The 21,094-nt window shown below is 62.8% G+C and carries 19 protein-coding genes; 3 read left to right on the top strand and 16 right to left on the bottom strand.

The window, feature by feature from the left end; genetic code table 11:
• Positions 1-57: 57 nt before the first annotated feature.
• From PQR42_RS23495 to PQR42_RS23455, 9 genes are all read right to left on the bottom strand, one after another.
• Positions 58-771, bottom strand: a complete 714-nt coding sequence (locus tag PQR42_RS23495; RefSeq protein ID WP_408386964.1) for a phosphoribosylanthranilate isomerase — start codon at positions 769-771, stop codon at positions 58-60.
• Positions 768-1,580 (bottom strand): tRNA pseudouridine(38-40) synthase TruA, encoded by an 813-nt coding sequence (gene truA, locus PQR42_RS23490; RefSeq protein WP_408205355.1) that lies wholly within the window; start codon positions 1,578-1,580, stop codon positions 768-770. Before truA ends, PQR42_RS23495 begins: the two co-directional genes overlap by 4 nt.
• On the bottom strand, positions 1,577-4,345 hold the full coding sequence (locus PQR42_RS23485) for a FimV/HubP family polar landmark protein (RefSeq protein WP_408386965.1): 2,769 nt from the start codon (positions 4,343-4,345) through the stop codon (positions 1,577-1,579). Before PQR42_RS23485 ends, truA begins: the two co-directional genes overlap by 4 nt.
• 139 nt (positions 4,346-4,484) lie before the next feature.
• Positions 4,485-5,606 (bottom strand): aspartate-semialdehyde dehydrogenase, encoded by a 1,122-nt coding sequence (gene asd, locus PQR42_RS23480; RefSeq protein ID WP_408386966.1) that lies wholly within the window; start codon positions 5,604-5,606, stop codon positions 4,485-4,487.
• A 351-nt stretch (positions 5,607-5,957) separates the two neighbouring features.
• A complete protein-coding gene (gene leuB / locus PQR42_RS23475; RefSeq protein WP_408386967.1) occupies positions 5,958-7,025 on the bottom strand; it encodes a 3-isopropylmalate dehydrogenase in 1,068 nt (355 codons plus the stop codon).
• Positions 7,026-7,063: 38 nt separating this feature from the next.
• Positions 7,064-7,717: a 3-isopropylmalate dehydratase small subunit gene (gene leuD, locus PQR42_RS23470; protein ID WP_132383622.1), complete on the bottom strand. Its 654-nt coding sequence runs from the start codon at positions 7,715-7,717 to the stop codon at positions 7,064-7,066.
• Positions 7,718-7,803: 86 nt separating this feature from the next.
• Positions 7,804-7,962, bottom strand: a complete 159-nt coding sequence (locus PQR42_RS23465) for an entericidin A/B family lipoprotein (RefSeq protein ID WP_408205358.1) — start codon at positions 7,960-7,962, stop codon at positions 7,804-7,806.
• Between the two features lie 6 nt (positions 7,963-7,968).
• Positions 7,969-9,378 (bottom strand): 3-isopropylmalate dehydratase large subunit, encoded by a 1,410-nt coding sequence (gene leuC, locus PQR42_RS23460; protein WP_408205359.1) that lies wholly within the window; start codon positions 9,376-9,378, stop codon positions 7,969-7,971.
• Positions 9,379-9,575: 197 nt separating this feature from the next.
• Positions 9,576-10,826 carry a DUF1479 domain-containing protein gene (locus PQR42_RS23455; protein ID WP_408386968.1) on the bottom strand — a complete coding sequence of 417 codons (1,251 nt, stop codon included), beginning with the start codon at positions 10,824-10,826 and terminating at the stop codon, positions 9,576-9,578.
• A gap of 147 nt (positions 10,827-10,973) precedes the next feature.
• Here PQR42_RS23455 and PQR42_RS23450 point away from each other — a divergent pair, with 147 nt between their 5' ends.
• Entirely contained in the window at positions 10,974-12,059 is a 1,086-nt protein-coding gene (locus PQR42_RS23450) for a helix-turn-helix domain-containing protein (RefSeq protein ID WP_408205361.1), read from the top strand.
• Between the two features lie 150 nt (positions 12,060-12,209).
• Here PQR42_RS23450 and gltA read toward each other — a convergent pair whose 3' ends face one another.
• From gltA to PQR42_RS23415, 7 genes are all read right to left on the bottom strand, one after another.
• Positions 12,210-13,511, bottom strand: coding sequence for a citrate synthase (gltA, locus tag PQR42_RS23445; RefSeq protein WP_132383616.1), 1,302 nt, complete (start codon positions 13,509-13,511; stop codon positions 12,210-12,212).
• Between the two features lie 100 nt (positions 13,512-13,611).
• Positions 13,612-13,884, bottom strand: a complete 273-nt coding sequence (locus tag PQR42_RS23440) for an FAD assembly factor SdhE (protein ID WP_408205362.1) — start codon at positions 13,882-13,884, stop codon at positions 13,612-13,614.
• Between the two features lies 1 nt (position 13,885).
• Positions 13,886-14,590: a succinate dehydrogenase iron-sulfur subunit gene (locus tag PQR42_RS23435; protein ID WP_179739517.1), complete on the bottom strand. Its 705-nt coding sequence runs from the start codon at positions 14,588-14,590 to the stop codon at positions 13,886-13,888.
• Positions 14,591-14,614: 24 nt separating this feature from the next.
• The gene (gene sdhA / locus PQR42_RS23430) at positions 14,615-16,390 is read right to left on the bottom strand and encodes a succinate dehydrogenase flavoprotein subunit (RefSeq protein WP_408493808.1); all 1,776 of its coding nucleotides are present in this window, start codon (positions 16,388-16,390) and stop codon (positions 14,615-14,617) included.
• A gap of 4 nt (positions 16,391-16,394) precedes the next feature.
• Entirely contained in the window at positions 16,395-16,763 is a 369-nt protein-coding gene (gene sdhD / locus PQR42_RS23425) for a succinate dehydrogenase, hydrophobic membrane anchor protein (RefSeq protein WP_408241693.1), read from the bottom strand.
• 3 nt (positions 16,764-16,766) lie between these two features.
• Positions 16,767-17,183, bottom strand: coding sequence for a succinate dehydrogenase, cytochrome b556 subunit (gene sdhC / locus PQR42_RS23420; RefSeq protein WP_408386970.1), 417 nt, complete (start codon positions 17,181-17,183; stop codon positions 16,767-16,769).
• Positions 17,184-17,340: 157 nt separating this feature from the next.
• Positions 17,341-18,141: a GntR family transcriptional regulator gene (locus PQR42_RS23415; RefSeq protein ID WP_408205366.1), complete on the bottom strand. Its 801-nt coding sequence runs from the start codon at positions 18,139-18,141 to the stop codon at positions 17,341-17,343.
• 493 nt (positions 18,142-18,634) lie between these two features.
• Between PQR42_RS23415 and PQR42_RS23410 the strand changes: the two genes are divergently transcribed.
• A complete protein-coding gene (locus PQR42_RS23410) occupies positions 18,635-19,618 on the top strand; it encodes a malate dehydrogenase (protein ID WP_074289036.1) in 984 nt (327 codons plus the stop codon).
• 242 nt (positions 19,619-19,860) lie between these two features.
• Positions 19,861-20,877 (top strand): HpcH/HpaI aldolase/citrate lyase family protein, encoded by a 1,017-nt coding sequence (locus PQR42_RS23405; protein ID WP_408386971.1) that lies wholly within the window; start codon positions 19,861-19,863, stop codon positions 20,875-20,877.
• The last annotated feature ends 217 nt before the right edge of the window (positions 20,878-21,094 follow it).

Here is a 21,094-nt window from a genome sequence, read left to right as displayed (position 1 = left end):
GATCACTCTTCTCAGTGTGGCGCGCGGCTCTCGTGCGAGACAACCGCCGCGCCGGAATCATTCGGCGTCCGCTGCGCGCACCGCGCGTACGAACGCCGCCATCCGGGCGTGATCTTTCACGCCCTTGGCGCCCGGCGTTTCGATGCCGCTCGAGACATCGACCGCGTACGGGCGCACGCGATGGATCGCATCACTGACGTTTTGCGCGTTCAACCCACCACTCAAAACGGCCCGACGCGCGAGCTCTGCTGGAATAAGTGACCAATCGAAGACCTTCCCGCCGCCGCCGTATCCTTCGACATGGGTGTCGAACAGAAGGCCGCTGGCTGCTGAATAGCTAAGAGCCGATTTTACCAAATCGGCCGGCTGAGTATCCGCCGCAACGCGCAACGCGCGCAACCAAGGCAAACCCGCAACGCCGGCAAGCGATTCGCACTGCTCCGGCGTCTCATCGCCGTGAAACTGCAACAGCGTGAGTCCAACGTTGCTCACGACCTCGCGCATCCAGTCCGGCGTGGCGTTGACGAACAAGCCGACCACCGAGACGAATGGCGGCACGTCGTGCACCAGCTCGACCGCCTGCGCGACGCTGACCGAGCGCGGACTCGGCGGATAGAACACGAGGCCGATCGCGTCGGCGCCGAGATCGATCGCGTGGGACACGTCTTCCGGCTTCGACAGGCCGCACAGCTTGATACGCGTGCGATGTGGCGCGGCCTGCTGCTGCACGCCGGCGTGGGATTCGTTCGCGAGAGTTTCGGTTGCTTTCATGTTTGGGCTTGCTCGGTCCATACGGTACTCCACGGCACACTGCCCGTCTGCGGCGCGGGCACGGCGAATTGCTCAGGATAGCCCACCTGCGCCAGATATAAGCCGTCGGGCATGAAGGTCGGCGCGGCGAAATCGCGATCGCGGCTCGCGAGCACCTCGGCCATCCATTCGACCGGGCGACGGCCACGGCCAATGTAGACGAGACAGCCCATCAGGTTGCGCACCATGTGGTGCAGGAACGCGTTCGCCCGAAAACGGAAATGGATGAAGTCGCCCTGCTGCCGCACGTCGATCTGATACAGATGCTTGACCGGCGTTTTCGCCTGACATTGCGACGAACGGAAAGCCGAAAAATCGTGCTCGCCGATCAGATGAGCGGTGGCCGCCCGCATTGCATCCACGTCGAGCCCTGTATGGACCCAGCCGGCCCGAGTCGCCAGCATCGGCGAGCGCACCGGATGGACATACAGCACGTAGTAATAGGTCCGCTCGAACGCCGAGAAACGCGCGTGGAACTCGTCGGGCATCGGCTTGGCCCACTGGATCGAGATGGTCTTCGGCAGGAACGAATTGGTGCCGCGAACCCAGGACACGTCGGCGCGATCGAGTTCCGTATCGAAGTGCACGACCTGGCCCAGACCATGCACCCCTGTATCCGTGCGGCCGGCGACGACGGTTTGCACCGGTGTCTGCGCGAACTCGCGCAGCGCCCGTTCGAGCTCGTCCTGCACGGTGTTGCGGTGCGGTTGCGACTGCCAACCGCAGAATGCCGAACCGTCGTACTGGACGCCTAGAGCAATCCGCTTCACGACAACGGGGCGAGCGTCGAGAGCAACGCGCGGGCCTCGGTGCGCGTACCCGGATCGTTCGTCTCGATCACTTCGTTGATGAGCGCGCGCGCGCCGGACAGATCGCCGAGTTCGATGTACTCGGCCGCCAGTTCGAGCTTGTTGCGAGCGATGCGGCCGAGATCGTTCTGCGTGAACGCCGGCAAAGGCTGGGCTGGGCTCGGCGGCAACTCGAGGTCGAAATCGAGCTTTAACGCGCCGAAGCCGGATGCGCCTAGGCCCGCACCTAAACCCGCACCCAGGCCCGCGACGGCAGCGTGGCCCGCGGTGCCGGCGACGATTTCGTCGGTGATATACGGCGCGTCGTCGTCCGGGTGGGGCAACGGCGTGGCATGTTTCGCCGTGAATTCCGGCGATGCCGCGGGCTGGGTCGACAGCGAGGCGGGCGCTTGCAGGGCCTCAGCGGACGACTCGACGCGTGGGGGCAACGGCATGTCGAGGCTGCCGAACGCATCGACGGCGTCGCGCGGGAACTCGGTCGGCACGGCTGCGGGCGCGGACTGGGGTTGCGCTAGCGGTTCTTCGGGCTCGAGCGTCGGTTCGGCATCGGACGGTGCCGTTTGGGCCGATTGGTGCGGCTCATACGACGGTTGGCTTTGGGCCTGCTGCGTCTCACCCGCCAACGGCGCGGCCGGAACCGCTGCGTCGCTGTACGGCTGACCGAAGGCCGAAGTCGTGTGCGGCTCGACGTGCGGCTGGGTTAGATCGACCGGCGGCGGCGCATTCAGATGATGCTGCGGTTCGACCGAAGGTTCCTGCGGCGCAGCCGGCACGTCATCCCATTGCAGACGATGAGCGGGTTCCTCGTGGAGGAAGGCTTCGTCGACGGGTTCGAGCGGCGCCAGCGGCAAGGCCTCGGCGCCGAGTTCCGCAGCGGCGGCAAGGCTCGCGGCCGTGGTCGCGCTGTCGAAGTCGTCGTGATGCGGTGCCGGGAGAGGTTCGGGAATGAAACCGCTCTGAGCGGACGGAGCGTTATTCGCATTCAGTTGCACGGGTTCGACGGATGCGGGTGTTGCGTCACGCTCTTGCCAGACGTGGTCGGGCGCGTTGGAGTCTTGGGAGGGGAAGGTTGCGTGTGCTGCGGGCTGTTCTTCTGCCGCACGTTCTGCGGTTGCGCGTTCCGCTGCTCTGCGCTCAGCCTCTGCTTGTTCGGCTGCCGTGCGTTCCACCGCTGCGCGCTCAGCCTCTGCTTGCTCCGTTGCCGTGAGTTCCGCCACTGCGCGTTCTACCGCTGCCTGCTCCGCCGCCGTGCGTTCCGCCGCCGTGCGCTCAACCTCTGCATGCTCCGCTGCCACGCGTTCCGCCGCTGCACGCTCGGCCTCCGCTTGCTCCGCCGCAGCACGTTCTGCCGCAGCCTGTTCTTCAGCTACGCGTTCCGCCGCTGCTTTCTCCGCCGCCTCCCGCGCAGCCGCCTGACGAATCTCCGCGTCGCGCTCCGCCGCCACACGCTCCGCCATTTCTCGCGCCGCCGCGTCACCTTCCGCAGCTTCACGTTCCGCGGCCGCCAGCGCCGCCGCATTTCCCACGGCCGCATCATCGCCGGCGTCCGACGCTTCGCGCACCGGAACCTGCTCGCGCGTCGAAACGATGTCCTGCGGGCCCTTTGCCCGCACGGACACTGCCGCGTCCCCATCCGCTGACGCAGCTTCCGCCGCCACACGCTCGCGCTTACGCCGGCCCATGCGCAGCGCAGCCAGCAGTGCGACCAGCGCCGCGCCGACCGCCGCCGCCACGCTCAACTCCGTCTGCGACATGCCGGCATCATTCGACGTCGATGCCACCGGCGTAGCGCCATGACTCGGCACAGCCGCCACTGAGGACACGCCAACTGCCGGCTGCGCGACATTGTTCGACGCGGTGCCCGTAGTGGGCGGCGTCCCGCCGATGCCGTGCTTCTGCAACTCCATCAGCACGCGATTTTTCAGCGCGAGCAATTGCTGCAAGCTCGACACCTGCGCACGCGGTTGCGATGCAGGCTGCGCGGCGGAAGTCGCAGGAGTCGTTTCGGCTCCAGCCGCGGATGCGCCTTCAGCAGCCTCGCTAGCCGAGGGCTGAATCGAACCGGTCCACTCATGGGTGCCGCTGGCCGGCAGTGCCGCCGCCTGCGATCCCGCGACCGGCGCAGATGAAGCCGTGCCACCCGGCGTCGCCGGGCTTGCCTCAGTGGCCGCACTGGCCATCGCCGAAACAGCAGGGGCGACCGGCGTAGCCGCGCGCGCCGCAGTGCTTGCCGCCGCCGCATTGGCCTGCGCCAAGGCACTTGCCGCGTCGGTCGCCGGCGCCGCATTCGACGCCGAAGCAGGCGCAGCCGCGGAAGCCGCCGCCGCAACACCCGCCGCCGACGCGGCCAGCGCGCCCGACGCATCCAACACCGGCACCGTCAACACCGCGCCTAGCCGCAACCGGCTCGGGTCGTGGCTCATGAAGGCATTCGGGTTCGCCTCGAACAACGCGCGCGAGGCGCGCGCGAGCGTCGCCTTGTCGTGCGACTGCGTGACGGCAATCGCCACGTCGTTCAGCGACTGCCCTGGCCGCACCGTAACTTGACCACCGTTCGCGTACGAAATGGAGGCGGCGTCCGGCGCGCTCGCGGCATCGCCCGGCGCGGCGACCGCGCTACCTAGGCCGGCGCACGCGAGCGCAGCGGACACAGCGGCGGCGGCTGCCAATCGGCCCGCACCTCGATGAATGAACATAGCCCGAAGGGATGAGAGTCGAAGGTTCATCGGGACTCCTGGCGCGTCAGCGCGCAGCCCTTTTTTGCGGTTGGAAAGAGACAAGATAATCGGAGCACACAATGAAAAAAGCGCCGCGCAAGCGCGACGCTTCTTGAGTTTTCTACGCGTCGTGAGCGCGTAGTTTACTTTACTTGTCGAGCACAATGCGAAGCATGCGACGCAGCGGCTCCGCAGCGCCCCACAGCAGCTGATCGCCGACCGTGAAAGCCGACAGATATTCGCCGCCCATCGCCAGTTTGCGCACGCGGCCGACCGGCACTGTCAACGTGCCCGTCACGACCGCCGGGGACAGATCGCGCATCGACGCTTCACGCTCGTTCGGCACGACCTTGACCCAGTCGTTGCCCGACGCGAGGATGCTGTTCACCTCGTCCAGCGGCACGTCCTTGTTCAGCTTGATGGTCAGTGCCTGCGAATGGCAACGCATTGCGCCGATCCGCACGCACAGGCCGTCGACGGGAATCGAACCCGGCGTGCCCATGGCCGGCTTGCCGAGAATCTTGTTGGTTTCCGCGCCGCCCTTCCACTCTTCCTTCGACATGCCGTTGCCGAGATCCTTGTCGATCCACGGAATCAGCGAGCCGGCGAGCGGCACGCCGAAGTTGTCCGTCGGCATGCGGTCGCTGTTCATCGCGGAGAGCACGCGACGGTCGACGTCGAGAATCGCCGACGACGGATCCGCCAAATCTTCCTTCGCTGCACCGTACAGCGTGCCCATTTGCTGCAGCAGTTCGCGCATGTTTTGCGCACCCGCGCCCGACGCGGCCTGATACGTCATGGCCGTCATCCAGTCGACGAGGTTTTCGCGGAACAGGCCGCCGAGCGCCATCAACATCAGGCTGACCGTGCAATTGCCGCCGATGAAGTTCTTCTGGCCCTTGACCAGCGCGTTCTTGATCACGTCGAGGTTGACCGGATCGAGAATGATGACCGCGTCGTCCTTCATGCGCAGCGACGAAGCCGCGTCGATCCAGTAGCCGTTCCAGCCTGCTGCGCGCAGCTTCGGGAACACTTCGTTCGTGTAATCGCCGCCCTGGCACGAGATGATCGCTTCGCACTTCTTCAGGTCGTCGATGCTTGTCGCATCTTTGAGCTTGGTCTCGTTTTTGGCGAACGACGGCGCGTTGCCGCCCGCGTTGCTGGTGCTGAAAAACACCGGTTCGATAAGATCGAAATCGCCTTCCTGCTGCATGCGTTGCATCAGGACGCTGCCGACCATGCCGCGCCAACCTACGAGACCTACGTTCATGACTTCATACCCTTCGAGTGGAAACTTCCCCGCATCTTTGCCCGCAGTGACCGCGCGGGGAAGATGAGCGGGCACGACGGACGATCAGCGTTTCGTGATCGTTTTCGGGGTAATCGTTTTGGTGGTGGTAATGGCGAGCTCAACCACACGGGCCGTTTTGCCGTGCAGTGTCGAAATCGAGGAGATTTGAGCTGTGTGCGCCATCGCTACAATATACACGAAAACCGGAATCCGGCGACGCCAATGTCCGTCGCTGCCGTCCGTATTACGCGCGAATCGGCCTGTTTCAAAGCCGATTCGCGTTTTAAAGGTCGTTTGATGACCTGACCACCGCTTAACGCGCCTGCACGCTTACAGCGCTGCGACGACCGCGTCGCCCATGGCAACCGTGCCGACCTGCTTGCAACCCGGCGTGAGAATGTCGCCGGTACGGTAGCCCTGTTCGAGCACCTTTTTCACGGCGGTTTCAATGCGGTCGGCTTGCTCGGCTTTGTTCAGCGAATAGCGCAGCATCATGGCCGCCGACAGAATGGTGGCGAGCGGATTGGCCACGCCCTTGCCGGCGATGTCCGGTGCCGAACCGTGCGACGGCTCGTACAAGCCCTTGTTGTTCTTGTCGAGCGAGGCGGACGGCAGCATGCCGATCGAACCCGTCAGCATGGCCGCTTCGTCGGAGAGGATGTCGCCGAACATGTTGCCGGTGACGACCACGTCGAACGCCTTCGGTGTCTTCACCAGTTGCATCGCGGCGTTGTCGACGTACATGTGCGACAGCTCGACGTCCGCATATTCCTTCGACACGTCGATCATCACGTCGCGCCAGAACTGCGAGGTTTCGAGCACATTGGCCTTGTCCACGCTCGTCAGCTTCTTCTGGCGCTTTTGCGCCGCCTGAAACGCGACGTGCGCAATGCGGCGCACTTCGGGTTCCGAATAACGCATCGTGTCGAAGCCTTCCTTCGCGCCTTCGAACAGCCCGTCCGGCGACGAACGCACGCCACGCGGCGCGCCGAAATAGATGTCGCCGTTCAATTCGCGCACGATCAGGATATCGAGGCCGGAGACGATTTCTTCCTTCAACGATGACGCGCCGGTGAGTTGCGGATAGCAGACCGCCGGACGGAAGTTCGCGAACAGTTGCAGGTGCTTGCGCAGACCCAGAATGGCCTGCTCCGGACGCAGCGCTCGTTCGAGCGAGTCGTACTTCCAGTCGCCGACGGCGCCGAACAGGATCGCGTCGGCTTCTTTCGCCAGCGCCAGCGTCGAATCGGGAAGCGGGTGGCCCTTCGCTTCGTAGCCGGCGCCGCCAACCGGCGCTTCTTCGAGTTCGAACTTTTCGCCGAGCACGTTCAGAACCTTGACGGCTTCCTTCACGATTTCGGGACCGATGCCGTCGCCCGGCAAGACTGCGATCTTCATGCGAATTCCTTGAGGTTTGCTTCGAGACTTTTGAGCGTTTAACCGACGATGCGGTGATTCAGCCAAGGCTGCTTCGTAATGCGCTCCGCTTCGAACTGGCGAATCTTGTCCGCGTGACGCAGCGTGAGGCCGATGTCGTCGAAACCGTTCAGCAGGCAGTACTTGCGGAATGCCGCGACTTCGAACGGATATTCGGTGCCGCCGTCCGACGTGCGCACGACTTGCGCTTCGAGATCGACCGTCAGCTTGAAGCCGTTGAACGCGTACGTTTCGTTGAACAGGTGATCGACCTGTTGCTCGGTCAGCACAATCGGCAGCACGCCGTTCTTGAAGCAGTTGTTATAGAAGATATCGGCGAAACTCGGCGCGATCAGCGCGCGAAAGCCGTATTGCTCCAGCGCCCACGGCGCGTGCTCACGCGAGCTGCCGCAGCCGAAGTTCTTGCGCGCCAGCAGCACCGAAGCGCCCTGATAACGCGGCTGGTTCAGCACGAAATCCGGATTCAGCGGACGCTTTGAATTGTCCTGACCCGGCTCGCCGTGGTCGAGGTAGCGCCATTCGTCGAACGCGTTCGGACCGAAACCCGTGCGCTTGATCGACTTCAGGAATTGCTTCGGAATGATCGCGTCCGTGTCGACGTTCTCGCGATCGAGCGGCGCCACGACGCCGGTGTGTACGATGAATTTATCCATGACGCTTGCGCCTGTTTCAAGACCGGGCGATGCGCGCGGCGGCCGGAAAGCCGCTCGGCGCATGGCCGGCAAAAATCAAAAACCGCTTATTTATCAGCGTGGTTGCTGATCGAATTGCCGAGGTGCGACATGTCCTCGCCGAATCCGTGCACCGTGTTGCAGCCGGCCAGACCAAGCAACAGCCCAGCCAGGGTACCGAGCGCGAAGCGGCGCAATAGAGTGGTGCGATTCACGTTCTTCATCATGCGTGTTTATCCAAGCTTGCGAATATCGACGAAATGCCCTTCGATGGCCGCAGCCGCAGCCATCGCGGGGCTCACGAGGTGGGTACGGCCACCGGCGCCCTGACGACCTTCGAAATTACGATTCGACGTGGACGCGCAACGCTCGCCCGGATCCAGCCGGTCGGCGTTCATGGCGAGACACATCGAGCAACCCGGTTCACGCCATTCGAAACCGGCATCGGTAAAGACCTTGTCGAGGCCTTCACGTTCCGCCTGCGCCTTCACGAGCCCCGAACCCGGCACCACCATGGCCAGACGGATGTTCGGCGCCACGCGGCGGCCCAGCTTCTTCACGACGTAAGCCGCGGCGCGAATGTCTTCAATGCGCGCGTTGGTGCACGACCCGATGAAGATTTTATCCGGCTTGATCGACTCGATCGGCGCATTCGGTTCGAGCGCCATGTATTTCAGCGCGCGCTCCATGGCGTCGCGCTTGACCGGGTCTTTCTCGCGATCCGGATCCGGCACGCGGCCATCCACGGCCGTGACCATCTCCGGCGACGTGCCCCACGTGACTTGTGGCACGATCTCGGCGGCGTTCAGTTCGACCACGCGATCGAATTGCGCGCCCTCGTCCGACTTGAACTGCTTCCAGTATTCAACCGCGTGATCCCACTCCACGCCTTCCGGCGAGAACGGGCGGCCCTTCAGGTATTCAACGGTGGTGTCGTCGACCGCGACCATGCCGGCGCGCGCGCCTGCTTCGATCGCCATGTTGCAGACCGTCATGCGGCCTTCCATGGAAAGTGCGCGAATCGTCGAACCGCCGAACTCGATCGCGTAGCCAGTGCCGCCTGCCGTGCCGATCTTGCCGATGATGGCGAGCACGATGTCTTTCGCGGTACAGCCGCGCGGCAGTTGGCCTTCCACCTTCACCAGCATGTTCTTGCTCTTCTTCTGCAAGAGCGTTTGCGTGGCCAGCACGTGTTCGACTTCCGACGTACCGATACCGTGCGCCAGCGCGCCGAACGCGCCGTGCGTGGACGTGTGCGAGTCGCCGCAGACGATCGTCATGCCCGGCAGCGTAGCGCCCTGCTCCGGCCCGATGATGTGCACGATGCCCTGACGCAGATCGTTCATCTTGAACTGCGTGATGCCGTAGGCGTCGCAGTTCGAATCGAGCGTATCCACTTGCAGCTTGGAAACCGGATCGGCAATGCCGTGGCTGCGGTCCGTGGTCGGGACGTTGTGGTCCGAGACCGCCAGGTTCGCGCTGATGCGCCACACCGGACGCTCAGCCAGTTTCAGGCCTTCGAACGCCTGAGGGCTGGTGACTTCGTGCAGCAGGTGACGGTCGATATAGAGAATCGTCGTGCCGTCTTCTTCCGTGTGGACCACGTGTGTGTTCCACAATTTGTCGTAGAGAGTCTGTGCCATGGTATGCGGGGTAGTAATAACTTCGGGCTGACCGTGTCGGTCGATTATGCCACGCAGAGTCCCGCCTGGGCCGCTCAATCAGGGAGAAAACCGATAAAAAACAGGGAGTTGGGTGGTAGTGCCGATACCTGTATCGACGTTACCCGGCAAGCGCGCACGCGGCGGCCGCTTGCTGCGCCGCCGCGCGATCGCATGTCTCAGCGCGCGAGATCGAAACCAAGTTGCGCACGCCCCAACGGCGTCAGATCGCTTTCCCGCGCGCGCCCGATGAAGTCCGTCTCGAAGTGATCCGCCGGAAAATCCGGTGGACTTTCGCCGCGCAGGAAACTCGGCAACTGGCGCTGCAGATAAGCCTCGTTTTTCGCGCACCACGGCGCGGACGAGATGTACATCACGTTGCTGTAGCCATTGCCGCGATGCGCATCCTCGACGGAATGCACGACGTCGGTATGCCAGAACACCGCGTCGCCGGCCTGCATGTGCGGGATCGGCGTGACCGCTTCGAGCAGCAAGCCGTGCCAGGCCGGTTGAATCGACAGCGCGCGGGCCGGTTGCGCGCCGCACAGTTCGTCGTCGGGCACATCGTCCTGCAGCGCGCGCAGGATCACATAGGCCATCGCGTTGGCGATCGGGATCAACTGCAAGGTACCGTCGCCCGGGCCTTGCGGCGTCAGCGCGGTCCAGCCCTGGAAGGTGCGGAACATGGAACATACCGCCGGCGATGGAATCTCCTGAACGTCGGGACGATACGCGGCGTCGAATGGATCGTAGTCGCGCCAGTTGCCCGACAGCACGTGTCGATACACCTTCTGGAAATTCGGATCCAGCCAACGCTCGACGGAGCCGCCGTCGATATGCGGCGATAAACCGAGCGACTCCGAGCCCGGCGGGCGACGGCGAATCCGGTCTGCGTAGACTGGCACGCGCTCGGGATCGAAATGCTGTCTCCCGTCGCTCTCCGCGGTCCACAGGCGGTTCAGGAACACGCGCGTGTTCGTCAATTGCTGCGACTGCCGCGCCGCTGTTTGCGGCTTCGACCAGTAGACGCCGTAGATCTGAGGCTTGCTCGACGACAGATTGCCGAAGTACTTGTCTTCGGCGCGATGGGCGAGCTTGTCGTCGAGGTTGTTGCGCTGCACGTACTCGGCGATTTCGTCGTTCCAGTCGCTCGCTTGCTGCCGTCCGAAGACGCCGCGCACCACGCAGGCGCCGCGCGTTTTGATGCTGGCGATCGTTCGTGGGTCGACGTCGCCGGAAACCACCGATGCGTAGTCGAACACGGGGATCGCGTCGCGCCCCTGTTCGCGGTCGCGGCGAATGGCGTCGACCTGCTGCCGGATCGCGCCTTCGGCTTCTTTGAAGACCTGTGCATGGTTGGGCAGCGCGGCACGCAAAGCGCGCTTCGTGGCGCGGATCGCCTCGGGAAGATTGTCGATGACGAGCGGCATGGCGTGTCTCCTTGAACCGGTTTTGTGTGGGGCTGACTTGCAACCAGATTAAGGAGCTTTGACATCCCGCGCGGATGCTTTTCAGCCATTTACCGATACAATTTAGACATTCGGCGCCTTTTGCTCCCCCCGACCAGGTTGCGTCCCGTGAAACCTCAATACGAACGCGTCACCATCCCCGACGGTTGCTCGGTCCGCGTCTACCATCGGCAACTCGCGCAGATCCCATTCGAATGGCACCACCATCCCGAATACGAACTCACACTGACGATGAACAGCCGCGGCCGCCGCTTCATCGGCGACCATATCGCCGATTACAGCGGCGACGATCTCGTGCTGGTGCCGCCCGACATGCCGCACACATGGGCGTCCACCGAGCCGATCGATGCGCGCGCGCCGCAAGTCGCGGTCGTGATCTGGTTCAGCGGAGATTGGGCGCGGCGGATGGCGGACTGCTGCCCGGAGTTCGCGTCGCTGCGTACGCTGCTTAGACGCGGCGCGCCGGGGCTGCGGTTTGCGAACGAAGCCACCATGTTGATGCGCGCTCGGATGGCGGCATTACTGGATCAATCGCCGAGAGTACGGCTCGGTGCCGTACTGGAAGTGCTCGCGTGTCTCTCAGAGGCGGAATCGGAGCCGTTGGCGTCGCCCGCGGCGCATCGGCAAGGTGCGCGGCAGGCATCCATTCGCGACGCACGAAGCGGGCCGGCGCTGCAAGGTCCGCAGTCAACGCAATCGGTGCAATCCGCGCAGTCCGCGCCGCGAACCGGCAGCGCCCCCGGTGTGGCGCCCGGCGGCAGCGCATCGGAAGCGGAGCGTCTGAATCGCGTTCTCGACCTGCTCGACCGGCGCTTCCATGAACCGCTGCGGATGGCCGAACTCTGCGAAGTGGCCAATCTCTCCGAACGCTCGTTGCACCGCTATTTCGTGCGCCATGTCGGCGAAAGTGTCGGACGTTATCTGAACCGGCTGCGCATCGGCTATGCCACGCGGCAATTGACCGACACCGGCTGGCCTATTGCGCTGATCGCCACGAAAGCGGGCTTTCCAAACCTCGCGAATTTCAATCGACAGTTCCTCGCCGCGCGCGGCATGACGCCGAGCGCTTACCGGCGCTTTTTCGAAACGCACGGTCATGCGCCGAAGGACTCCGCCGCGACGCCAACTGACCTCGAGACGCGGCCGCCTTCGCTCGAACGGACGAGACGGCGTCAGACTCGCGCGTCGGCTTGATGAACCAGCGCTCGGCACTCCACATCACGACGCGCCCAAAAGCAAAACGCCCCGACGAAGATACCCGTCGGGGCGTTTCTTATCAGCCAGACTCCGCGCTAGCTCGCAGCAAACCAGCCACTACGAGGAGCTATGCGGACTCAAACCCGATCAACGTTGCGCGATCGGCTTGGCTTCACGTTGCGTGTCGCCGATGAACAGCTGACGCGGACGGCCAATCTTCTGTTCCGGATCGGCGATCATTTCGTTCCACTGCGCAATCCAGCCGACCGTACGTGCCATCGCGAAGATACACGTGAACATCGAGGTCGGGATGCCCAGCGCGCGCTGCACGATGCCCGAGTAGAAGTCGACGTTCGGGTAGAGCTTGCGCGACACGAAGTATTCGTCTTCCAGTGCGATCTTTTCCAGTGCCATGGCCAGCTTGAACAGCGGGTCGTCGTGCAGGCCCAGTTCTTCCAGCACTTCGTGGCACGTTTCGCGCATCAGCTTCGCACGCGGGTCGTAGTTCTTGTAGACGCGGTGACCGAAGCCCATCAGCTTCACGCCCGAGTTCTTGTCCTTCACCTGCTTGATGAACTCAGGAATGTTGTCGACCGAGCCGATTTCTTCCAGCATGTTCAGTGCGGCTTCGTTCGCACCGCCGTGCGCCGGGCCCCACAGACACGCGATACCCGCTGCGATACACGCGAACGGATTCGCACCCGACGAACCGGCGAGACGCACGGTCGAGGTCGATGCATTCTGCTCGTGGTCCGCGTGCAGGATCAGGATACGGTCGAGAGCGCGCACCAGCACGTCGTTGACCTTGTACTCTTCGCACGGGTTCGAGAACATCATGTGCATGAAGTTCGCGCTGTACGACAGGTCGTTCTTCGGGTACGCAAACGGCTGGCCGATGCTGTACTTATACGCCATGGCGACCAGCGTCGGCAGCTTCGCGATCATGCGAATGGCCGACACTTCACGGTGACGCGGATTGTTGATGTCGAGCGAGTCGTGATAGAACGCCGACAGCGCGCCGACCGCGGCGACCAGAATCGCCATCGGATGCGCGTCGCGACGGAAACCACGGAAGAAGAAATGCATTTGCTCATGCACCATCGTGTGGTTCGTGACCGTCTTCACGAATTCGGCGTTTTGCTGTGCGTTCGGCAGTTCGCCCTTCAGCAGCAAATAGCAGGTTTCGAGGAAGTCGGCGTTTTGCGCGAGGTTGTCGATCGGGTAGCCGCGATACAGCAGCTCGCCCTTGTCGCCGTCGATGTAGGTGATCGCCGAATTGCAAGCCGCCGTCGACATGAAGCCCGGGTCGTACGTGAACTTGCCGGTCTGGCCGTACAGTTTGCGGATGTCGATCACGTCCGGGCCGAGAGTGCCCTTGTAAATCGGCATTTCAACGCTCGGCGAATTGTCGCTGAACGATAGCGTGGCTTTAACATCTGACGGGGTCATAGCACATCCTCAATCGAAGTATGGAAACAGGGTTTCGATAATTGCACGCCTGGGACAACGGACAAGCGCGGACAAGCAGCGCTCAAGCCGGTCATGCCGGTCAGGCATTCCGCAGCAGCTCCAGCACCCGGATCACATCCGGGTCTGCAAGGTCGCCCTCAGGTTCCTTGCGCACGAGCAGCAAGTCCATCAGGTCGTTATCGCTCAGCTCGAGCAGGCGCGTGAGGGCGCCCACGTCGGCATCGCTGAGGTCATGCTCATATCGGCCGAAAAAACGTTCAAAGATCAGATCGTTTTCCAGCAGGCCCCGCCGCGCGCGCCAGCGACGGCGCGCGCGGCGGAGAGGGTCGGACTGATGCGATGTTTCGTCCATCTCAGACCGCGCGGCGAACCATCAATTCCTTGATCTTGCCAATTGCCTTGGTCGGGTTCAGGCCCTTCGGGCAAACGTCGACGCAATTCATGATGGTATGGCAACGGAACAGACGGTACGGATCTTCCAGGTTGTCGAGGCGTTCGCCCGTCGCTTCGTCGCGGCTATCTGCGATGAAGCGGTAGGCTTGCAACAGGCCCGCCGGGCCGACGAACTTGTCCGGATTCCACCAGAAGCTCGGGCACGAAGTCGAGCAGCTAGCGCACAGAATACATTCGTACAGGCCGTCGAGCTCGTCGCGCTCTTCCGGCGACTGCAGACGTTCCTTTTCCGGCGGTGGCGTATCGTTGATCAGGTACGGCTTGATCGAGTGATACTGGTTGAAGAACTGCGTGAAATCGCAGATCAGGTCGCGCACGACGGGCAGGCCCGGCAGCGGACGCAGCACGATCTTCTGCGGCAGGTCGTTCAGGTTCGTGAGGCACGCCAGACCGTTCTTGCCGTTGATGTTCATGGCGTCCGAACCGCACACTCCTTCACGGCATGAGCGGCGGAACGACAGCGTTTCGTCGACAGCCTTCAGCTTGACGAGCGCGTCGAGCAGCATGCGCTCGTGCGAGTCGATGTCGATCTCGTACGTTTGCATGCGCGGCGCTGCGTCCTTGTCCGGGTCGTAGCGGTAAATTTCAAATGTACGCTTTGCCATTTCTGAATTCCTTTGACTTGTGCCTTAGAAGGTCCGCGCTTTCGGCGGAACCGATTCGACCGTCAGCGGTTGCATATGAACCGGCTTGTAGTCGAGGCGATCGCCTTCGCTGAACCACAGCGTATGGCGCAGCCAGTTTTCGTCGTCGCGATGTTCGAAGTCGTTCTGCGCGTGCGCGCCACGGCTTTCCTTACGCGCTTCGGCGGAAACCATCGTGGCGCGTGCCACTTCGATCAGGTTCTCCACTTCCAGTGCTTCGACGCGGGCCGTGTTGAACACCTTCGACTTGTCCTTCAGGTAGATGTTGCCGACGCGGTCAGCCACTTCCCGAATACGCCCGACACCCTTGGCCAGCAGCTCCGACGTGCGGAACACGCCAGCGTGAGCCTGCATCGTGGAACGGATCTCAGCCGCAACGTCTTGCGAGTATTCGCCCGACGAGGACTTCTCCAGCTTGGCCAGACGCGCCAGCGAGAAATCGGCGGCGTCGGCCGGCAGCGGCTTGTGCTCCTTGACTTCCTTCACGTGCTTGACGATGTGGTTGCCGGCCGCGCGGCCGAACACCACCAGGTCGAGCAGCGAGTTCGTGCCGAGACGGTTCGCACCGTGCACCGACACGCACGAGCATTCGCCCACTGCGTAGAAACCGTTGACCGGCTCTTCGTGACCCTTCGACGTGCCCACCACCTGGCCGTGGATGTTCGTCGGAATACCGCCCATCTGATAGTGGATGGTCGGCACGACCGGAATCGGCTCTTTAATGCAATCGACGTTCGCGAACTTCAGCGCGATTTCGCGGATCGACGGCAGACGCTTCATGATCGTCTCGGCGCCGATGTGCGACAGGTCGAGCAGCACGTGATCCTTGTTCGGACCCACGCCGCGGCCTTCCTTGATTTCCTGGTCCATCGAACGCGACACGAAGTCGCGCGGCGCCAGATCCTTCAGGGTAGGCGCGTAGCGTTCCATGAAACGCTCGCCGTTCGAATTACGCAGAATGCCGCCTTCGCCGCGCACGCCTTCGGTGATCAGCACGCCCGCGCCGGCCACGCCGGTCGGGTGGAATTGCCAGAATTCCATGTCTTGCAACGCGATGCCCGAACGCGCGGCCATGCCCAAACCGTCGCCGGTGTTGATGAACGCGTTGGTCGATGCCGCGAAGATCCGGCCCGCGCCGCCCGTGGCGAACAGCGTGGTCTTGCCTTCGAGGATGTAGACGTCGCCGGTTTCCATTTCCAGCGCGGTCACGCCGAGCACGTCGCCGTCGGCGTCGCGGATCAGATCCAGCGCCATCCATTCGACGAAGAACTGCGTTTTGGCCGCGACGTTCTGCTGGTACAGCGTATGCAGCAGCGCGTGACCAGTACGGTCAGCTGCCGCGCAAGCGCGTTGCACCGGCTTTTCGCCATAGTTCGCCGTGTGGCCGCCGAACGGACGCTGGTAAATCGTGCCGTCCGCGTTACGGTCGAACGGCATGCCCATGTGTTCGAGTTCGTAGACGGCGTTCGGTGCTTCGCGGCACATGAACTCGATCGCGTCCTGGTCGCCGAGCCAGTCGGAACCCTTGATCGTGTCGTAGAAGTGGTAGTGCCAGTTGTCTTCGCTCATGTTGCCGAGCGATGCGCCGATGCCGCCTTGAGCAGCGACCGTGTGCGAACGCGTCGGGAACACCTTGGACAGCACGCAGACCGACAGACCGGCGCGCGCGAGTTGCAGCGAAGCGCGCATCCCCGAGCCGCCTGCGCCGACGATAACCACGTCAAACTTGCGACGCGGCAGAGAATTCTTGATTGCAGCCATTCTTTTACACTCTCCAGAGAATCTGCGCAGCGTAGCCCGCACACGCGAGCAGCCAGACGATCGTCAGCGCTTGAAGCAACAGGCGGATGCCAACGGGCTTCACATAGTCCATCCAGATGTCGCGGATACCAACCCACGCGTGATAGAACAGCGAGAGCAGCGTGACGAACGTGGCGAGCTTCATCCATTGCGTGGCGAAGATCGACGCCCAGCCGTCGTACGAGAAATCGCGCGCGCCGAAGAACCACCCGAGCAGGATCACCGTGTAGATCGCCATCACGGCGGCGGTAATGCGCTGGGCCAGCCAGTCGCGCAGACCGTAGTGAGCGCCGACGACGAGACGCTTCGAACCGATTCGGTTATTAGCTGACATTTTTTAGAATGCTCCGAACAGTTTTGCCGCGAATGCGATGGTGAGCAGCGACGACACGACGAGAACCACGATGGAAGTCTGCTTGCCCTTCTCTTTGGTCGTGAGGTTGTGGCTCGTGTCCATGAACAGGTGACGGACACCGGCGCAGAAGTGAAACAGGAAGGCCCACGCGAGAACGAGCGTGATGAGCTTGACGACGATGTTGGAGAGGAAACCTTTGAAGACTTCGAAACTAAGTTCCGATGTCAGGCTCTGATCGAAGAGGTACAGCAGGAACGGAAGAAAAACAAAAAGCAGACCACCGCTCAAGCGGTGCAAGATCGATACTCGCCCCGCTAGCGGGAGACGGTATGCCGTCAATATCTGCCCGATACCGATGTTCCGGAATTCCGGCCTCGGTTTTTTTACGGCTTCAGCCATGCTAGACCCCTACTATGTAGTCACACTAATCCGCAATTTTAGCGCCTTTTTATATCGCGCTGCAGCGAAAACCACGACAGGTCCGTTACAGCACGCGCGATAAAGGCGCCTTCAAACAGGCGCGCGTGTGGGACGCAGCGCCCTCATTCAGCCCAATTCAGCTCAGATCGTTCTGATAGTAGTACCCGGTTGTGACATACCAACCACGGCGCACTTCAACCGGCCGGTCTCCATAGGTATAGGACACGCGCTCGACCGATAGCAGCGGAAAACCCGCCGGCACATGCAGCAGATCGGCGACGGAAGGCTCAGCCGCCACCGCGCGGATCTTCTCCGTTGCGCGGATCATGCGGGTGCCGAATTCCGTCTCGAACATCGCGTAGAGGGGACCTTTATACTCCGACAGCCGCTCGAGCGTGAGGCCGCGAAACACCGCGCCCGGCAGCCAGATTTCATCGAGTACCGTGACTTCGCCGTCGAACTGCAGCAAGCGCTTGATCAAGACGACCGGATCGGCCGGCTTCAGATCGAGTTGCCGGGCGATGTCCGCCGAAGCGCGCAAGCGCCGGCATTCAAGCAGGCGGCTGACGTGCGGGTGTTCCGCGCCGTCATCGGCCAGTAATCTGAGGAAGCGAAACTGGGCGCGGTCTTCGTTGTGCGTTGCAACAAACGTGCCCTTGCCCTGGCGGCGCACCAGCAGGTTGTCGGCGGCAAGTTCGTCGATCGCTTTGCGCACCGTTCCCTGACTGACCTTGAATCTGGCCGCCAATTCGACTTCACTAGGAATGATCTCGCCCGGCTTCCACTCGCCGCTTTCGAGGCTCTGCGTGATCAACCCCTTGATCTGTTGATACAAGGGGCTGAAAGTGGGCGACGTGGCCGTGGGCGCAGCGGGTACACCCTCGCCCGCGACCCCTTGGCCGCTCGGATTCGTAGTGTTCGCCGGGTTCGAATTCATCCGCGCATTTCATCATAAAGGGCTAGGCCGCGTCTAGGGTTTTCCCCGCAATAGATATGTCTTATATAAGACATAAGATAATGTTGACTTTGTGTCTGACGACTCCTACACTCCTTGTCGAGCAAGGGTTTGCGGGTTTTTCGGCGACTGTTTGATGCAGCGCCGCGACGCACCGGCAGCCACTCTGCACCATGCCGTTCCCACGCAGTTCAGGTTTCGATTTCGCCGCCATTCGTTGGTCAGACGCTTGCCGAAACGCGCTGTTTGCAGGAGCCCGCACCGTGCAGCGGCTACCCGGCGCCTCGTATTCCGCTCCCGTGCGGCAGTACAGATTTCCGGCATGGCGGTCTTGCCGCAACGCGCCGCTCGGCCTCGGCAGATTTCGAGGCAGTCCGCGACAGTGAATTCCGCCGTGTTTCACAACGCTTCGCTGAACGCGCATATAGAATGGCGTTTTCCCTAGCGTCTAACGCATCGTCCTGGAGATTTCTCAATGGCTAAGCCCGCAAAGCGCGTTGCCGTCACCGGCGCCGCAGGTCAAATCGCTTACTCCCTGCTGTTCCGCATCGCCAATGGCGACCTGCTCGGCAAGGATCAACCGGTGATCCTGCAATTGCTCGACCTGCCGCAAGCGCAAGGCGCCGTCAAAGGCGTCGTGATGGAACTGGATGATTGCGCATTCCCGCTGCTGTCGGGCGTCGTGATCACCGACGACCCCAAGGTTGCATTCAAGGACGCAGACGTGGCCCTGCTGGTCGGCGCGCGTCCGCGTTCGAAAGGCATGGAGCGTAAAGACCTGCTGTCGGCCAACGCCGAGATCTTCACGGTTCAGGGCAAGGCACTGAACGAAGTCGCGAGCCGCGACGTGAAGGTGCTGGTGGTCGGCAACCCGGCCAACACGAACGCTTACATCGCCATGAAGTCGGCGCCGGATCTGCCGAAGAAGAACTTCACCGCCATGCTGCGTCTGGACCACAACCGCGCGCTGTCGCAACTGGCCGCCAAGTCGGGCAAGCCGGTCGCGTCGATCGAAAAGCTGGCCGTGTGGGGCAATCACTCGCCGACCATGTACCCGGACTTCCGCGTTGCAACCGCTGAAGGTCAGGACCTGACCAAGCTGATCAACGACGAGGAATGGAACCGCAACACGTTCATCCCGACCGTCGGCAAGCGCGGCGCGGCGATCATCGAAGCACGCGGTCTGTCGTCGGCAGCATCGGCGGCTAACGCGGCGATCGACCACGTGCGTGACTGGGTGCTCGGCACGAACGGCAAGTGGGTCACCATGGGTATCCCGTCGGACGGTTCGTACGGCATTCCGGAAGACATCATCTACGGTGTGCCGGTCACATGCGAAAACGGCGAGTACAAGCGCGTCGAAGGTCTGGCAATCGACGCTTTCTCGCGCGAAAAGATGGACGGCACGCTGAACGAATTGCTGGAAGAGCGCGAAGGCGTTCAACATCTGCTCGGCTAAGCGCCTCATGCAGACCAACCGGAACTCGTGAGAGAACGCCAGGCCGCCTGTGTGGGCCTGGTGAGAAGCGACAAGTCTTGGGGCGCTCACAGGCGCCGCCACAGCGGGTTCCGGTTTTTTTACGTGCGAATGCAGCTATTCGCATCTGATCCGAGCGCGTTTTGCGCAGTTGCCGTGATGGCTCAGTAGAGCGCGCCCGAATCAGATTTCTCCAAACACTACCCACGCTCCTGACGCCGAAGATGCGCGCCCTCACACCCGCCGAAGTGCTGTTTGACGGCGAAGTGCCGCCCGCTGTGCTGCCTGCCTGCGATCACTACGCCGGCAGTGAAAAGCTGATGCTGAAATCGTTAGCGTTGCAGCAGCAACTGGGCCCCGTGTTCGACATCACGCTCGACTGCGAAGACGGCGCGCAGGTCGGCCGCGAAGCGCAACACGCGGAGCTGGTCGCCTCGTTGCTGGGCAGCGAACATGACCGCTTCGGCCGCGTCGGCGTGCGGATTCACGACTTCGATCACGCGCACTGGCGTGACGACGTCCGTCTCATTCTGCGTGCCGCGAAGCGCGTGCCTGCTTACATCACCCTGCCGAAGATCCGCAACGTCCCCGATGCCGCCGAAATGGTCGCGTTCATCGAGGCGACGCGGCGCGAACTCGGCGTCGCGCAACCGGTGCCGGTGCAATTGCTGGTCGAAACGCACGGCGCGCTGACGCGTGTGTTCGATCTGGCCGCGCTGCCCGGCGTGGAAGCGCTGAGCTTCGGCCTGATGGACTTCGTCTCCGCGCACGACGGCGCGATTCCCGATACCGCCATGCGCTCGCCCGGCCAGTTCGATCATCCGCTGGTGCGGCGCGCCAAGCTGGAAATCTCCGCCGCCTGCCATGCGTACGGCAGAGTGCCGTCGCATAACGTCAGCACGGAAGTGCGCGACATGAGCGTGGTCGCCAACGACGCCGCGCGCGCCCGCAACGAGTTCGGCTACACGCGCATGTGGAGCATTCATCCGGCGCAGATCGAGGCGATCGTCGCCGCGTTCGCGCCGCGCGACGAAGAGATCGCCACGGCCACCGAAATCCTGCTGGCCGCGCAGTCCGCGCAATGGGGCCCGACGCGCCATCACGACACGCTGCACGACCGCGCCAGCTATCGCTACTACTGGTCGGTGCTGCGTCGCGCGCAAGCCACGGGGCGCGCCGTCCCGCAAGACGCCGCACCGCTTTTCACGAAAGTGGGCACTGACGTGCAAGCTGGATCATGAATGTAAGAGTCCATGCGGCAATCGGCGCGGCTGTCGTGAGCACGATATGCGCACGCCGCCATGAAATCGAAGCACAGCCTCATCTGGCGCTGCGCGCAAACGGCGTCGAACGCACGGGTCAATCAGAAGCATCGAGCAGGCACAAAGGAGATTGCGGGAGATGAGCGAGACGACGCAAACCGCCGGTGCACAAGGCGGCAACGAACCCCAAAGCGGC

The sequence above is a fragment of the Paraburkholderia sediminicola genome (genome assembly GCF_046027355.1).
Taxonomy (GTDB): Bacteria; Pseudomonadota; Gammaproteobacteria; order Burkholderiales; family Burkholderiaceae; genus Paraburkholderia; species Paraburkholderia sediminicola_B.
The sequence above is the reverse complement of the archived record's forward strand: the minus strand, read 5'-3'. Positions and strand labels throughout refer to the sequence as shown.

What these genes read in the sequence shown, in the direction of transcription:
- PQR42_RS23495 (WP_408386964.1), bottom strand. Translation starts at nt 771, where the DNA reads ATGAAAGCAACCGAAACTCTCGCGAACGAATCCCACGCCGGCGTGCAG.
- PQR42_RS23485 (WP_408386965.1), bottom strand. Translation starts at nt 4,345, where the DNA reads ATGAACCTTCGACTCTCATCCCTTCGGGCTATGTTCATTCATCGAGGT.
- asd (WP_408386966.1), bottom strand. Translation starts at nt 5,606, where the DNA reads ATGAACGTAGGTCTCGTAGGTTGGCGCGGCATGGTCGGCAGCGTCCTG.
- leuB (WP_408386967.1), bottom strand. Translation starts at nt 7,025, where the DNA reads ATGAAGATCGCAGTCTTGCCGGGCGACGGCATCGGTCCCGAAATCGTG.
- leuD (WP_132383622.1), bottom strand. Translation starts at nt 7,717, where the DNA reads ATGGATAAATTCATCGTACACACCGGCGTCGTGGCGCCGCTCGATCGC.
- PQR42_RS23465 (WP_408205358.1), bottom strand. Translation starts at nt 7,962, where the DNA reads ATGATGAAGAACGTGAATCGCACCACTCTATTGCGCCGCTTCGCGCTC.
- leuC (WP_408205359.1), bottom strand. Translation starts at nt 9,378, where the DNA reads ATGGCACAGACTCTCTACGACAAATTGTGGAACACACACGTGGTCCAC.
- PQR42_RS23455 (WP_408386968.1), bottom strand. Translation starts at nt 10,826, where the DNA reads ATGCCGCTCGTCATCGACAATCTTCCCGAGGCGATCCGCGCCACGAAG.
- gltA (WP_132383616.1), bottom strand. Translation starts at nt 13,511, where the DNA reads ATGACCCCGTCAGATGTTAAAGCCACGCTATCGTTCAGCGACAATTCG.
- PQR42_RS23440 (WP_408205362.1), bottom strand. Translation starts at nt 13,884, where the DNA reads ATGGACGAAACATCGCATCAGTCCGACCCTCTCCGCCGCGCGCGCCGT.
- PQR42_RS23435 (WP_179739517.1), bottom strand. Translation starts at nt 14,590, where the DNA reads ATGGCAAAGCGTACATTTGAAATTTACCGCTACGACCCGGACAAGGAC.
- sdhA (WP_408493808.1), bottom strand. Translation starts at nt 16,390, where the DNA reads ATGGCTGCAATCAAGAATTCTCTGCCGCGTCGCAAGTTTGACGTGGTT.
- sdhD (WP_408241693.1), bottom strand. Translation starts at nt 16,763, where the DNA reads ATGTCAGCTAATAACCGAATCGGTTCGAAGCGTCTCGTCGTCGGCGCT.
- sdhC (WP_408386970.1), bottom strand. Translation starts at nt 17,183, where the DNA reads ATGGCTGAAGCCGTAAAAAAACCGAGGCCGGAATTCCGGAACATCGGT.
- PQR42_RS23415 (WP_408205366.1), bottom strand. Translation starts at nt 18,141, where the DNA reads ATGAATTCGAACCCGGCGAACACTACGAATCCGAGCGGCCAAGGGGTC.
- PQR42_RS23410 (WP_074289036.1), top strand. Translation starts at nt 18,635, where the DNA reads ATGGCTAAGCCCGCAAAGCGCGTTGCCGTCACCGGCGCCGCAGGTCAA.
- PQR42_RS23405 (WP_408386971.1), top strand. Translation starts at nt 19,861, where the DNA reads ATGCGCGCCCTCACACCCGCCGAAGTGCTGTTTGACGGCGAAGTGCCG.